This is a genomic window from Paenarthrobacter sp. NPDC089675 (genome assembly GCF_044749185.1).
In the GTDB taxonomy this organism is placed as follows: domain Bacteria; phylum Actinomycetota; class Actinomycetes; order Actinomycetales; family Micrococcaceae; genus Arthrobacter.
Window position 1 is genome coordinate 411,745 of record NZ_JBIVHM010000002.1, and the last position, 14,010, is coordinate 425,754.

14 protein-coding genes and 2 pseudogenes are annotated in these 14,010 nt (G+C 58.5%); 3 read left to right on the top strand and 13 right to left on the bottom strand.

All coding sequences use genetic code 11. The features are described 5' to 3' along the window. Nucleotides 1-7: 7 nt before the first annotated feature. Both ACIPY2_RS05975 and ACIPY2_RS05980 read left to right on the top strand, forming a co-directional pair. Nucleotides 8-271 (top strand): annotated as a pseudogene (locus ACIPY2_RS05975) (GntR family transcriptional regulator); the annotation flags it as partial. A gap of 306 nt (nucleotides 272-577) precedes the next feature. Then, nucleotides 578-1,471 carry a hypothetical protein gene (locus ACIPY2_RS05980; RefSeq protein WP_400265765.1) on the top strand — a complete coding sequence of 298 codons (894 nt, stop codon included), beginning with the start codon at nucleotides 578-580 and terminating at the stop codon, nucleotides 1,469-1,471. Here ACIPY2_RS05980 and ACIPY2_RS05985 read toward each other — a convergent pair. From ACIPY2_RS05985 to ACIPY2_RS06010, 6 genes and pseudogenes are all read right to left on the bottom strand, one after another. Then, nucleotides 1,452-2,249: an ATP-binding cassette domain-containing protein gene (locus ACIPY2_RS05985; protein WP_400265449.1), complete on the bottom strand. Its 798-nt coding sequence runs from the start codon at nucleotides 2,247-2,249 to the stop codon at nucleotides 1,452-1,454. The genes ACIPY2_RS05980 and ACIPY2_RS05985 overlap by 20 nt on opposite strands. Further along, complete coding sequence (locus ACIPY2_RS05990; protein ID WP_400265450.1) at nucleotides 2,246-3,241, bottom strand: ABC transporter ATP-binding protein; 996 nt, start codon at nucleotides 3,239-3,241, stop codon at nucleotides 2,246-2,248. Before ACIPY2_RS05990 ends, ACIPY2_RS05985 begins: the two co-directional genes overlap by 4 nt. Before the next feature lie 6 nt (nucleotides 3,242-3,247). Then, nucleotides 3,248-3,808 (bottom strand): ABC transporter permease, encoded by a 561-nt coding sequence (locus ACIPY2_RS05995; RefSeq protein ID WP_400265749.1) that lies wholly within the window; start codon nucleotides 3,806-3,808, stop codon nucleotides 3,248-3,250. 126 nt (nucleotides 3,809-3,934) lie between these two features. Further along, a pseudogene (locus ACIPY2_RS06000) lies at nucleotides 3,935-4,111 on the bottom strand (hypothetical protein); the annotation flags it as partial. Beyond that, nucleotides 4,108-5,070, bottom strand: coding sequence for an ABC transporter permease (locus ACIPY2_RS06005; RefSeq protein WP_400265451.1), 963 nt, complete (start codon nucleotides 5,068-5,070; stop codon nucleotides 4,108-4,110). The gene ACIPY2_RS06005 and the pseudogene ACIPY2_RS06000, both read right to left, overlap by 4 nt. 52 nt (nucleotides 5,071-5,122) lie before the next feature. Then, nucleotides 5,123-6,745, bottom strand: a complete 1,623-nt coding sequence (locus ACIPY2_RS06010; protein WP_400265452.1) for an ABC transporter substrate-binding protein — start codon at nucleotides 6,743-6,745, stop codon at nucleotides 5,123-5,125. A 228-nt stretch (nucleotides 6,746-6,973) separates the two neighbouring features. Between ACIPY2_RS06010 and ACIPY2_RS06015 the strand changes: the two genes are divergently transcribed. Further along, nucleotides 6,974-7,696, top strand: a complete 723-nt coding sequence (locus tag ACIPY2_RS06015; RefSeq protein WP_400265453.1) for a class II aldolase/adducin family protein — start codon at nucleotides 6,974-6,976, stop codon at nucleotides 7,694-7,696. 192 nt (nucleotides 7,697-7,888) lie between these two features. Here ACIPY2_RS06015 and ACIPY2_RS06020 read toward each other — a convergent pair whose 3' ends face one another. The 7 genes from ACIPY2_RS06020 to ACIPY2_RS06050 all read right to left on the bottom strand — a co-directional run bounded on the left by ACIPY2_RS06020 (nucleotide 7,889) and on the right by ACIPY2_RS06050 (nucleotide 14,001). Further along, nucleotides 7,889-8,674, bottom strand: a complete 786-nt coding sequence (locus ACIPY2_RS06020) for an SDR family oxidoreductase (protein WP_400265454.1) — start codon at nucleotides 8,672-8,674, stop codon at nucleotides 7,889-7,891. Nucleotides 8,675-9,576: 902 nt separating this feature from the next. Then, complete coding sequence (locus ACIPY2_RS06025) at nucleotides 9,577-9,780, bottom strand: hypothetical protein (RefSeq protein WP_400265455.1); 204 nt, start codon at nucleotides 9,778-9,780, stop codon at nucleotides 9,577-9,579. Further along, nucleotides 9,777-11,351, bottom strand: coding sequence for an amino acid permease (locus ACIPY2_RS06030; protein ID WP_400265456.1), 1,575 nt, complete (start codon nucleotides 11,349-11,351; stop codon nucleotides 9,777-9,779). Before ACIPY2_RS06030 ends, ACIPY2_RS06025 begins: the two co-directional genes overlap by 4 nt. An 83-nt stretch (nucleotides 11,352-11,434) precedes the next feature. Next, a complete protein-coding gene (locus tag ACIPY2_RS06035) occupies nucleotides 11,435-11,701 on the bottom strand; it encodes a hypothetical protein (protein ID WP_400265457.1) in 267 nt (88 codons plus the stop codon). Next, entirely contained in the window at nucleotides 11,698-12,516 is an 819-nt protein-coding gene (locus ACIPY2_RS06040) for an alpha/beta fold hydrolase (protein WP_400265458.1), read from the bottom strand. The genes ACIPY2_RS06035 and ACIPY2_RS06040 overlap by 4 nt, the downstream gene beginning before the upstream one ends. Next, nucleotides 12,494-12,865, bottom strand: a complete 372-nt coding sequence (locus ACIPY2_RS06045; RefSeq protein WP_400265459.1) for a DNA-directed RNA polymerase subunit alpha C-terminal domain-containing protein — start codon at nucleotides 12,863-12,865, stop codon at nucleotides 12,494-12,496. The genes ACIPY2_RS06040 and ACIPY2_RS06045 overlap by 23 nt, the downstream gene beginning before the upstream one ends. After that, the gene (locus ACIPY2_RS06050; protein ID WP_400265460.1) at nucleotides 12,844-14,001 is read right to left on the bottom strand and encodes a pyridoxal phosphate-dependent aminotransferase; all 1,158 of its coding nucleotides are present in this window, start codon (nucleotides 13,999-14,001) and stop codon (nucleotides 12,844-12,846) included. Before ACIPY2_RS06050 ends, ACIPY2_RS06045 begins: the two co-directional genes overlap by 22 nt. Nucleotides 14,002-14,010 lie beyond the last annotated feature (9 nt).

Sequence of the window (14,010 nt, forward strand, 5' to 3'; positions counted from 1 at the left end):
GAGAGATATGCGCTCTGACAACGCACCGAATGTTCAACGGCTGGAAACTGAGGAGATCCTCGATCTGCTCGAATCGCAAGTCCGAGAACCTAAGCGACGCAACCTGCAAAACCTGCTGGTTCAACTCATCGATTCGGGCGAATTGGTACCCGGCACGCGATTACCCACCGCTCGGGAGGTCGCTCAGACGCTGGGCGTCAGTATTGCGTCCGTGGGGCAGGTTTGGGCTGAGCTCGGTTCTGCGGGTTTCACGGAAGCGAAGACTCGCAAGGGAACAATCGTACTTGGCCCTGCTCGTAGACCATTCACGCTCAGACACCGAGACGCTGCTGGCAGCTTCGGGGCGAATCATTTGCCCTTGTACGACGAATCGCTACTACCGGCCCCGCTTGAACCGGCAGCACCACGGCACCTCGGACTTAAGTCCCGGGCGTACTACCAGGTCCACCTTCATCCCTCGCTTGAGGAGGTGCACGCGACCCACGCAGACCGTTCTCATGTTGGCGTCCTCGCTACCTTAGGCTGGTTGGATGCTGTGGAGCTTCTCGTGCGTTCGACCACGACGCGAGGTGATTACGTGGCCGTCGAATCACCCACAGCTCCGCGCCTGCTCGACATTCTCGAAACCGCGGGAGTGCGAGCTATTCCTGTGCCGTGGGAGGGCTCGGGTCCAAGCATTGAACGGTTGGGTACCGCTGTCCGACGCGGAGCCAAGCTATTCATTTATCAACCAACTCTTCAGGTCCCTACCGGACGGACAGTCTCTGAGGAATGGGTCGCCAATGCCGCGGCGGTTCTAACTACCAACAACGTGCTAGCAGTCGAAGTTGAAGCATCGTTGTTCGCAAGTGCAAGAGCCAGCACCCTCGTAGATATCGCAGGTTTCCGTGAGTCAGTGGTGCATATTGAGGACCACTCGCTTGCCTACGGCAACGACTTGCGGATCGCGACACTGACAGCGAGTAACCGTGTAGCGAAACTCGTGGCGAAGGGGCTCACTCTTTCAGAGCGATGGGTCCCCCCAACAATGCAGCTTCAGCTTGCAAATCACCTCACCGACAGTCGTTCCCTGTACTCTGTCGAGCTCGCGGCAAGGGAGTATGAGCGGCGCAATACCGCCGTCGTAGAAACCTTGCGCGCAGGAGGCGTTACGGTAGAATCGTCCGGCGGCATGAAGGCCTGGCTCGCGGTTCACGACGAAGACCAAAGTATTAAGGCCATCGAGCTTAGCCGATTGGGTTTGGCCCACTTTCATCGTGGGAGCGCATTCAAACTTCTCCAGGGGCGACAACAACATCTCTCCCTGCACACTGCCGACCTTCTTAAGCACACGGAAGCTCTCGCAGATGTGCTACGCGAGACAAATGACGCTGGAATCGCGCGTAGTTCCGCAATGCGCAACTCCCAGACGGCAAATTCGCGTGGAGAACGGCAAGCGGGCGAGCTCCGAGTCAATGAACGATTGGCGTAGGTAAAAGCGAGACCAGCCGTTTCGTGTACTCGGTTTCCGGATCATTGAAGAGTTCATCGGTCGGACGCAACTCAATGATTCGTCCATCTTTCATTACCGCGACGCGGTCGCTGACGTGTTTCACAACATTGAGCGCATGCGAGATGAAGAGCAAAGTCAAATCGGGGTTCTGAGCCTTCAGCTCAAGGAGGAGATTCAGGATCTGGGCTTGGATTGACACGTCAAGCGCCGACACAGCTTCATCACAAACGATGAACTCTGGCTGGGTTGCCAGCGCGCGCGCGATGGCAACTCGTTGGCGTTGCCCACCCGAAAATTCGTGAGGGTATCTGTGTTTCGTTCGAGGGTCTATGCCTACGGATTCGAAGAGGCGGTCCGTCTGGCTCGACGCCGCCGCCGTTGACAATCCCTCGACGTGCCGAAGGACTTCAAATACCGCAGAGCCGACTGTTTTTCGCGGATTCAACGACGAGTATGGATCCTGGAAAACAATCTGAAACCTTCGCCTCAATGCTGCCGTGTCTGCGCGCCCCAACGAAAGAATATCGTGCCCTTCGAACATAACCCGACCACGGTGCGCTTCCCGAAGGCCCAGAAGCGTTCGCCCAAGCGTTGACTTCCCCGAACCCGACTCCCCGACGAGTCCGAGCACCTCTCCCTTATAGATCTCACAGCTCACGCCGTCTACAGCGACGCGTGCGCGTTGCCGGAAGAGCCGACCTCGCTCAGGAAAGCGAACTTCGAGATCTTCTATTTCGAGTAGCAGTTCACGATTCACGCGGCGCTTCCCTTCCCGGCGTTGAAACACGCAACTTGGTGGTCATCGGTGCCGCTCAGCGAGGGTGCACTCGTGTAACACGGTTCGGCTACGAGCGGGCATCGATCTGAAAAGTGGCACCCCGTAGGCCGCTTATCGGGCCTCGGAACTCGGCCTGGTATCGCAGGGAGCAATGCTCCGCGCTGCGTACTATTTCCAGGAATCGACGCGATCAGCATCTGTGTGTATGGATGAGCAGGATGTTTAAGGACGTCCGCCGTTCTTCCAGTTTCAACAATCTTGCCCGAGTACATTACTGCAACGCGATCGGCCACGTCTGCCACAGCGCTGAAGTCGTGCGTGATGAGGAGCATTGCCATCTGCTGTTCCCTCTGGAGCCACTTCAGGAGCCCCAGTATCTGGTGATGAATCGATGCATCTAAGGCAGTCGTCGGTTCATCTGCAATCACAACACGAGGGGACGAAGCGAGCGCAAGCGCAATCATCACCCGCTGCCGGAGCCCACCCGAGAGTTGATGCGGATACGCACGCAAGCGATCTTCAGGATCGGAAATCCCGACTTCTCGCAAAGCTTTAACGATTTCTTCTCCCAAGCGCCGGCCTCGCAACGTTGGGCGCGCCTGCTTGAGAACCGCGGCCAGTTGACTCCGCACTGTGAAGACCGGGTTCAATGCGGTCATCGGATCTTGAAAGATCAGAGAGACGCAGCGGGAACGTATAGCCCGGAGATCCGCCGGATTCGCCCTCAAGACCTCCTGACCCACCACGCGGAGTTTATCCGCCGACACTTCGACGTCCTTGGGCAAAAGTCGAGCAAGCGACTGCCCGGTGAGTGTCTTACCGCTTCCGGATTCCCCGACGAGGGCTAGCGTCTCAGAAGTGCCTATCTCGAGAGTCACGCCGTCCACAGGATAAACACGGTGAGCGCGGTCCCCAAAACCGACCCGCAAGTTTTCAATCGACACCGCTGGACTATCTGAAGTGCTCTGCATGATTTTTCACACTTTCGGATCGAGGATGTCCCGGAGGCCATCCGCCATCAAGTTGAGGGATAGGACCGTGAACGAAATCGCGATGCCTGGGACGAGGGTCAAATACAGCCCATCGCGAAGATACGTCTTTCCTTGACTGAGCATCAAGCCCCAGTCGGGAGCCGCCGCGTCAACACCCAGGCCAAGGTAACTGAGACTCGCAGCGGCCAGAATTGTCGAACCGATGGTGAGCGCCACTTGCACGATGAGGGGCGGAAAGGCGTTCGGAAAGACATGGCTAAAGATGATGCGTCTTCGATCGAGACCGGAGGCTTGCGCGGCTTCAACATAGTCAAGGCTTTTAACCTGCAGCACTTGGCCGCGCATCAGTCGCGCAAATTTTGGCCAGATCGTGATGGCAAGGGCGATCACGATGTTCTGAGCACTCGACCCCAGCGCGGCCATGAGCGCTATGGCGATTATCAAGAACGGAAATGCCAGCGCGATGTCCGTCATTCGCATGAGTAAGGCATCAATTCTGCCGCCGAAGAACCCACTGTACAGGCCGACAAGGGTGCCGATGACCACGGCAAAGAGTGTACTCAGGACACCCACTGCGATTGAAGATCTGCCTCCGTACAGGAGTCGACTGAAAACGTCACGTCCGACGTCGTCGGTGCCGAGCAAATGCCCGGGTGTTCCTGGCGGCATCAGCATCCCGTTCAAGTCCATATCTTTCACCGGATCATATGGACTGAGGAGTGGCGCACAAAGACAGGCAGCTACTATCCCCACGAAGATCGCCAAACCCATCGCCGCTGTCCGACGTTGCCAAATAAACCCCGTGAATTTCGTCGATGCACGTCGACTTTTTATACCTATTGAATTCATGAATTATCCACCCTGATTCTCGGATCCACTTTTGCATATGCGATGTCCACCAACAGGTTTACGATCAAGTACACGACGCAAATGATCAGCGTGACACCTTGAATCATTGGATAGTCACGCTTTCCAATTGAAGTCAGCATGAGGCGTCCCACGCCCGGCCAGGAGAAGATCGACTCAATTACAACGGAACCCGCAAGAAGCCCGCCAATCTCAGTCCCCATAGTGGTCACAAGTGGGATCAACGCGTTACGAAGACTATGTCCGACGATCAATCGTATTTCCGAGAAGCCCTTACTTCTCGCGAATCTCACGTAGTCCTGTCCCAAGACATCCAACATACTTCCGCGCAGCACTCGCATTTGGGTCGCCGCCATGCCCAAGGCCAGTGTCAGGGCGGGCAGAACCGCGCGTTGCACGTAACCGTCCAGTCCTGCATCCCGAATATTGATTGACCCCGTGCTGGGAAACCAGCCGAGCTGCAACGAAAATGTGTACATGAGTATGAGACCGACCCAAAACGCGGGCATGGAAATTCCGACTGTAGCAATCACCGAGGCAGCACGATCCCAGATCGAGTTCGGTCGAACCGCGGAAAGCACACCCAATGGCACCGAGATTAGGAGCGACAAGAGCAAGGCGAGAAAAGTCAGCTGGATCGTGGCGGGCAAATAGGCGATAACGGTCGAGCCGACGTCCTGGCCGGTTGCGTATGACTGACCCAAATCACCTTGAATCGCGCCGGACAGGAAATTCCAGAACCGAAGCAGGAAGGACTGATCAAGACCCCATTCTTGCTCGATCTTGAGGCGTTGCTCCTCAGAGATTCCTTCGCTACTCGATCCCGCGATTAACAGCACAGGATCACCGGGCGTGATGTACAACAGGGAAAATACGATGAAGACGATGACAAGTAGTGTGGGAACCGATTGTGCGATGCGTTTGAAGACGTAGATCAACATCTTGGGCCTCCAGACTCGAGCCTGAAGGAACAGCCCTCGCCTGGACAGTACATTACCGAACCGTCACGTTGCGCGATGAGCTGGAGAGTGCGAATTCCAGAGTCGGATATTCATCGAAGTCTTCGACTCGTTCGCTCACTCCAACCTGCGAATAGACGTAATAGGCGAAAAGATACGGCACGTCAGAGGCAAACTTGACTGTTGCTTCGCGAATTTGGTCTGACCTCTTCCTCTCATCAAGCGTGACGGTCCAGGCCTCATCGAGCAGAGCGTCAACGTCAGGGTTGGAATATCCGTTGTTGGGGTTGTGCTTGTCCTGGGTGTGCATCACTTGGGTCGATGCGGCGGGGCCGTCGTAACCACTGAAGATCGAGAGCTGAGTATCCCCCGCTTCGGAATCTGCGATGAAGGTTCCGTTCTCGACAGTTGTCACTTTGGCATCAACACCGAAAGCCTGAAGCTGCGTCGCCGTAACCACCGCGACTTTTTCCTTGTTCGCATCGCTATTGGAGACTTTGATCTCGAATGCGAGCGTGTCGCCGCCTTTGGCATAGAAGCCCGCTTCGTTCTTTTTCCAACCAAGATCCTCCAGTGACCGCGCTGCGGCTTGCGGATCGAACTGGGGCGTCACTGCTGAAGTGGCCACAGCGTCGTATCCGGCCCGCTCTGGGGGCAGAGGAGAGAAGCCTCGTTTCGCGACCTCGATGCCAGCGTTGTTCTTATAGGCTGCAGTGATAATTGCGTCCGCGTCCACGGCTTGCGCGAGGGCTGTGCGTACCTTGACATCTGAGAGCAGAGGATCGTCGAAGTTAAACGTGAAGAGATTAGGGTTTCCCAGCCCAGCGCTGACCAGTTCCAGGCCGTTCGCCTCCGTGATCTGGGCGGCATCGGTTGGGTTAACGTTCAGAGCAACATCCACTTCTCCGTTCTGGAGCGCAATCGCAGCCACCGATTGATCCGCGATGAAGCGGAATTCAACCTCCTTGACCCCTGGTTTCAGCCAGTAATCTTCGTTTCGCTCAAGGGTGAGGTGGTCATCTTTCACGTGCTCTTTGAATTTGTAAGCAGCAGATCCGACCGGATACGCCTTGAAGTCCCAGTTCTTCTTTATGCCTCGTTCGGGGAAAATACGAACTTTGCTCAACCGGAATAGTAACAGTGAACCGACCTTCTTCAGATTGAAAGTCACAGTATGGTCGTCGACGACTTCGACGCTATCGATGAGTTTCACCAAATTGTCGTAATGGCGTGCCTGATTCGCTGGGTCGAGGATAAAGTCATAGCTGAACTTCACGTCCTGTGCCGTCACAGGCACCTTTTCGTCGCCAAAGAGGTCGTTGCCGGTCTGCCAATATACATCGTCACGAAGGTTGAATGTCCAGCTCAGACCGTCGGTGGACTGACTCCAGTCCGTGGCGAGGTAAGGAGTGAACTCTCCAGCAGGAGTCATGTCCACCAGTGAGTGGTAAACCTGCTGCGCGATGTTGATCGACGCGGTGGAAGAGATCTGCCATGGGACGAGGGAGTCGGGAGCCGCAGCCTGTGCGATTCTCAACGTCCCCTCGCCTGGCGCCGCCGAAGATGATTCGGCTTGCTCTCCCGGATTACTACATCCAGCCAAGCCCACTGCTAACACGGCTGCCGCCGCAACCGCCTTCCATGTCTTGCGCATCATTGCTCCTCATAATTTCGATACTGTCAGCAAACGCTCCGGACAACTCCAGCGCGCATAGCCATTCTGGATTGTTCGATATCTCCGGTTTGTCCATGGGGAAATACGCGTTCACACGCCTCTCGTATGCCGCCATTGAAGCGCCATAGTGGGTACTTGCCGCGCACTTCCCATGCTCGTGATTTGACACGAACAGGGTGCCGGCATCGAGCTGCTGATAGGGGCAACTGAATGAGCACGAATGATGTAAGACACAACCGAAAGGTTGAGCTGGCGGGGGCCTTGCGGCTATTTGGCGAGCTTGGCTACGAAACCGGGCGGTGGGGCCACGCCACCGTGAGGGATCCAGGGCCTGAAGAACGATACTGGATCAATCCTCTCGGCATCCCCTTCGGAGAGATGCGCGCCAAGGATCTGCTGTTGCTCGATGCCGACGCCGTTCCAGTTGATCCGGCAAAAAAGGACGTTCTGTTTCGTGGGTTCCGTGGTCAGCAGGAGATCCATCAGGCGCGGGCCGATGCTGTGGCCGTCCTGCATGTCCACTCACCGTCGGCTGTCACGTGGTCTTCGGTCCCGGAATTTTTCACTCCATTCACGGTCGAGTCTGCTTCGCTCTACGGCCTCCAAGCAATCACCGATGATGACGGAACGGGCACTCATTCTCCGCGAGGTACCCGCACAGCCGCTATTGGCAAGCAGGCAAAGCTTTTGATTCAACGCGGGCATGGCGTGGTCACCTGGGGCGGGAGCGTAGGTGAAGCGGCATTCCTGACAATCTTGGCCGAACGCGCTGCGACATCCGAACTCATTGCTCGCGCCGCTGGACGTGTTAGGCCGCTTGAAGATCATGTTGTCGAAAGTTGGCCGATTTCGCCGTCAGCCGCAGAGACTCACTTTAAAGCTCATTTCGCGGGAATTCTCGCCAAGTTCCCGGAAATAGAGGACGACGAGTAGTTTCACGAGCTCACATACGCAAGCATTTGCGCCCTGCGTGAGCGGATCCAACCCCAGCCGTTGATCCGCTCACGCTAAGTGGCCTGCTAGCGGGGAGCATACGCGGGCAGTGGTTTTCGCATTCGCCGACCACGAAAAGGATCTAACGGGCGTGTCCCCCGGAAAGCTGCCGTGCGTCTAGGTGCGCTGTTTTCACAAATGCGCCGCCATACCACCGTCGACTCGCAGCATCGTGCCAGTGATATACGATGCCGGTTCGCTCGCCAGAAATAGCGCAGCACCCGCATACTCAGAAACACTGCCGTACCGCTGGGCCGGAATGCCTTGTACTGATCTCGTTTCCACTTCGCGCACTGATAATCGGTTCTGATGCGCACGCGCCGTGTCAATGCTTCGGGTTCGCTCAGTCGCTATGCGTCCTGGGACAAGGACGTTTACCGTAATGCCCTCGGCAGCGACTTCAGTTGCGAGGGTCTTCGCCCACGAATGCATTCCCGATCGAAGCGTATTTGACACAACCAGATCAGGAATCGGAGTGACTGCGCCAGAACTCGTGGTAGTAATGATTCGCCCCCATTTCTGCGCTTGCATTGCCGGCAGAACGAGCTGAGTCAAGGTCACGACTGACAGAAACATAGAGCGGAAATTCTGCTCCCACTCTTGGGGCCTCACTGAGCTCGCCGCCGCACGCGTCGGTCCGCCGGAGTTATTGAACAGGATGTCCGCATGCCCGAAGCACCTCTCAACTGAACTGAGCAGACCGTGTGCATCTTCGACAGCATTCATGTCCCAGACAAAGTCGCAAGCAGTTCCGCCCGTTTGCCGGATCCGCGCAACCGTTTCTTCGACATTCGCAGCAGTTCTACTCACGCAGGCTACCCGAACTCCCTCGGCAGCGAGAGCCAAGGCGACGCCACGCCCGATTCCGCTGCCCGCGCCAAGGACAATTGCGGTGCGACCGCCGATTCCCAGTTCCATATCTCCTAATTCTACTTCAGAAGCAACTCCCCTCCTCATCCTGCGGTCCCAGCTGGCTTCATGCGCATAACGAGTTCAACCATTCGGTTGGCCTTGCCAACCCGGACCGCACCGCTCGTTTGCCCTGGAGTGCAACGGCCGCGCTAGTCAATTGGAGACTGCTCCTCCATCGAAGGTTCCTCGCTGGAAAGGCCGACCAGACTTTCTCTACCGAGGTCTACAGGTCACTCAGATTCAGAGCCGTGTTGTGGGCTCCGCGCCAAAACTCAGATGGAGACGCCCACCCGGCAGTTAGCCAGAACCGGGAATGTCCTGGCGTGCCCTATTCACCACCCCTACATCAACGGTTAGGTCCAGGCGGCCGATCCTTTTCGAGTTCTTGCAGGACCACACCCATGTGGCAAGACCAACAGGCTATGTCCCACACCGAATTGAGGTCCGGCCGGTGGAAGCGTCCGCCTCTTTGCAAGCGACAACGCAGGTGGTTGATTCGATAGAGCGAGCCTAGCTAAGCAGACGCCACGCTCCCCGGTGCCCTAGTGGGCTGTGACGATGATGACTTGGGCGCCCCAGTCAGCTGGCTGGCGGTTTTGGGATGGATATGGAGTTTCGCAACACATCGTCAGGTCAGCCCACAAGCCACTATTATCGGATTTCTACGCGTCCTCGCGGCAGCGGCAGCTACGAATCGGGATGCAGGCCATCAGCAGGGAGCCACCGGACACAGGAAGCTCCGGCCCAGCACCAAACCATCTTGAACAGCCCGAGCGGGACGAGCCTGAAGGCCACCTGTGCAGCCATCGACTCGCACCTGGAAGGTACTCGACGAGCGACCATCGGGTAGTGAGATCGGGTAGTGAGACGGGCAATAGAACCGCCCCGAAGAACTCTCAGCCAGGGGGCTATCGTAAGGTAGCCTCGCGGGTCTCCAACTCAAGTTTCCAGCTGACGATGCTCCCCCGGAGCCCTGGCATGACGGCACCCTTCTTCACGTAGCGGAACGGAACTGTTTCACCGTCGGGCCGCCACCACCCGCTGACAGGAGCGTGATGCCCCGTCAGGACGAGGGCGGGTACGGTGGCGGCTCTCGGATAGCGCGACGTCATGGCGTACTGTTTCCCGCTGATGCCCGGCCCTGATCAATCGCCGGACGATTCGCCAGCACAGGCACGCTCCCGGTGTAACCTTGGCGTTCTTTGGCTGCGGCTGCTATTCCCTCCCGAGCAGCAAACCACCCGCCAATCAACAGCGGAATCAGCACCAGCAGCGAGGCGAGGATCCAGCGTCCCGTCTCGGAAAAGCCCATAGAGACCAGAACGAAGACCAAGAACGCCAAGGTCAGGTAAGACGTATACGGTGCCCCGAACAAGCGGAAGGCTGGGCGCGTAATCTGACCGGACCGCGAGAGTTTGTGAAGCTTCATCTGGCACAGGATGATGGTTGCCCAGCACCCGATGATCCCCAGAGCGGATACTTCCAAAACGATTTCGAATGCCTGGGTGGGGACCAGGGCATTAAGTCCGATGCCGAGCAGTGCCACGACGGTTGTGAAGAGAATGCCACCGTACGGGACGCCTTTGCGGTTCATGCGGCCGGAGAATCGGGGAGCTGATCCGTTGATGGACATGGACCGAAGGATTCTCCCGGTGGAGTACAGCCCGGCGTTCAGGCTGGACAGCGCCGAGGTCAGGACCACGAAGTTCATGATGGATGCCGCTGTTGCTCCTGCCTGCGGGTCGCCAAGGTGAGAAAAGAAAGTGACAAAAGGTGATTCGCCACCCTTGTAAGCGGTAAACGGCAGCAGGAGCGAAAGCAGGAGCACCGATCCGACGTAAAAGACCGCGATCCTGAAGACCACACTGTTGATCGCCTTGGGCATGACTTTGGCCGGCTCCTTGGTTTCCCCGGCGGCTGTCCCGATGAGTTCAATGCCCGCGTAGGCGAAGATTACTCCGCTGGCGGCCAGGAGTGGGGCAATCCCGCCGTTCGGGAAGAATCCCCCGTTGTCCGTAAACAAGACCAGCCCGGTAGGTCCGACGTCAGTGGCTGCACCGCTGAGCAGGAAGATGACACCGACCACCAGGAAGGTGACCAGGGCGATGACTTTGACCAGGGCGAACCAGAACTCCATCTCGCCGAAGAGCTTCACCGAGACCAGGTTCAGCGACAGCACGACCACCAGGGCGATGAGTGCCAATAGCCACTGCGGGGTTTCCTGCAGCGGGGGCCAGTAGGGCGCCCAGAACTTCAGATACAGGGCGGCTGCGGTGACGTCGACGATTGATGTCATGGCCCAGTTAAGGAAGTAGAGCCATCCGGCGGCATAGGCCATTTTTTCGCCATAGAATTCGCGGGCGTAGGAGACGAAGGATCCAGACGAGGGTCGGTGCAGGACCAGTTCTCCGAGGGCACGGAGGATCAGGAAGCCGAAAAAGCCACAGACGGCGTAGACCAGTACCAGAGCCGGGCCGCTTCCGTTCAGTCGGGCCCCTGCCCCCATGAACAGGCCAGTGCCGATGGCACCGCCAATGGCGATCATCTGGATCTGACGGGGTTTCAGCGATTTGTGGTAGCCGTGCTCTTCGCTGGAAAAGTCGCGAACGGCCGTGGCGACGTCACCTGTGCGCTCTCGCTCGTTCTCAAGTTCGTCCGCGCGATCGCGGGAGGGTGTTTTCATGTTTTCTCCGTGGGGACGAGCCGCACATCGTCGTGCGGCTGGAATAGAGCGACTCCGTCCCGGCAGGCCGGGACGGAGTCGTGTCAGATACGTGCTGCCGCTGGGGTGGTGCGGAACTGCAGGTCTCTGGGGCTGATCCAGATCTCGTATCCTTCATTCCGGACGAAGGCCTGGCGGGGTTGTACGCCGTTGCTTCGTAGCCAGAGGGTTGATGAGTCGGCCATCGCGTGATCAACGATGCCGCTCTGCACGGGAACGCCGTGACGCCTGACCTGGACGTGGCCACCAATCAGCACGGTCCAGTCGTCCTGACGGACGAACCGGTGGGCAGTGTTGTCCCGTCGCTTCATGCCTGTTCGCTCCGGGAGACGAAGGCTGTGAGTCGTGACCACATTTCAGGGGCATTCGAGTACATGGGGAAGTGTCCGCTTTGGGAGATCTCGGCCAGTTCCACTCCCTTGTCCTTGAGCAGGGGCAGGTAGGACAGGGTGTTGTTCTGTATCCCGTACATGTACATCCGGGGGAAAGGCAGCGCCAGGAAGCGCTCCAACAGATTTGCGTTGTCGGAGAGCTCCACCATGGATTCAAAGATAGGCCTGACCGCCCCTGCCCTGACCTTGTGGGGAAGGCTGGCGGCATAGAGCGCGCTGGAGTAGTACCGCGAGCTCCACACCCGCTCCTGGAAGTCATGGAAGAAGCCGTCGGGATCGGGGTGGGCGTGGCTGATGATCTGCCGGCTGAGGAAGCAGTCTTCCGGCGCGACGTTGCCTTCGATGTCGATGAAACTGACCACCCTGGACGGTTCCTGGTCAGCAAGCAGCAAAGCGGTGAGACCACCCATCGAATGGCCCACCAGATGGAACCGGTCGATTCCTTTGGCGGAGAGGACTTCCTTCGCTACGGAGACAAGGAACGGAACCGAGATGGCGTCCAGGCCCGAGCAGGTGGTTGCCCCGCAGCCGGGCGCATCGTAGGCAAGGACCGTGCGGCCGGCGAGTTCCGGTTGTTGGATGACGTCGGCGTAGTCCTCTTTGGTTGACCCGAATCCGTGGAGAAAGACCAACGGCAATCCGTTGCCTTGGCGGAACATGCCGGCAACGTCGACGTGGGTATTCCCGATGGTGAGAGGGAGGGTGAACGCTTCAAGCTTGGTCAGCCCGGTCAAGTCTTTCTCCTAAGGTGGTGGCGGGGGACACCGACGAGAGCACCCACGCGTGATGGTTGGCGATATGCCGCTGGTTGGTGCTGACCCTGGCGAGCTGGTAGGGCTTTCCAGGGTCGGCGACGGCCAGCTGTCGTCCGGTTGTCCTGACGGCCGCTTCAATGAGGTCCACGGAACTGCTGCCAAGCCCGATGATTTGTCCCTGTAATTCAGCCCGGGACCACGTCGCGAGGACCTCCACGGTTCTAATGCCGTGTCGAGCCAAGGCGTTCGTGGCCCGTGAGGGCAAACCGAGGCTGATAATCGGGGTACCAGCTGCCGGGCCTCCGGTCACGGAAGCCCGTTCACGCACGTGACGAACCGACGCAAGCCTTCCTCCAGGCTTGCCGTATCGGTGGCGAAGGAAATCCGGATATGGCCCTCGCCCGAGGGGCCGAACTCACTGCCGGAGCGGACCAGTACCCCCGCCTCGGCAAAACGGTCCACCATTTCATCTGAGGCCAGGGCCGAATCAATCCGGGGGAAGGCGTAGAACGCCCCTTGGGGGGACAAAAGTTCGATGCGGGGAACATTCTTGAGCGCCTCCAGCACCATGTCACGGCGCTGCTGGTAGGAAGCTGTCAACGCTGCAAGCTCCTGGTCCGGGGTCTCCAGCGCAGTGAGTGCGGCGTCCTGGACGAAAGTATTCAGCGGACCGTTGAACGCGCGGTGGACCAGGTTGATCTTGTCGGCCAAGGCACTGTCGGCAACGGCATACCCCAAACGCCAGCCAGTCATGGCATAGGTCTTCGACAGGGTGCTGCAATAGACCACCTGCGACGAAACGCCGGCTAGTGACAGAGCAGAGGTGAAAGCGAGGCCGTCGAAGACGATGCTTCCGTAGGCTTCGTCAGAGAGCAGCAGCAGGTCCGGGTTGGCTGTGAGGATTTCACCGATCCCGCAGATGTCGGCGGCCGAATAGACGCGGCCGGTGGGGTTGCCCGGATTGCACAAGATGATCATGCGTGCCGTGCCAGCCTCTGCGCGCAGGGCCTGAAGGTCCAGGGAGCCGTCCGGCCTTGCGGGAACCCAGGTAACTTCCGCCCCGACCATGGCTGCGTGGTCGGCGTAGAGGGAGTACGTCGGTTCCGGGAGCAGCACTCGTTCGCCGGGTTTGACCAAGGCCATCATGGTCGCGGCAAGCCCTGCGCTGCCCCCATGGGTCAGGACGATTTCGCGGGCCGTGGTGGGGCGCGGGGTTTCGGCCGAGATCTTCGCTGCCAGGGCGGCACGTAAAGCCGGGGCACCGGTCATGGGTGAATACCGGGTCCGTCCCTGTGCCAGGGAACGAACGGCCGCGTCCGTAATCGCTTTCGGAGTTCCGGCGTCGGGCTCGCCCATGGCGAGTGAGATCGCTCCGGGAGCCGCCGCGCCCAAGGTGGCGGGGCGGCGGCTGGAGGCTGCGATCCGTTCCGCAACGCCTAAGTGCTGGATGGTGTTCGTGGTCATGTTGTGATC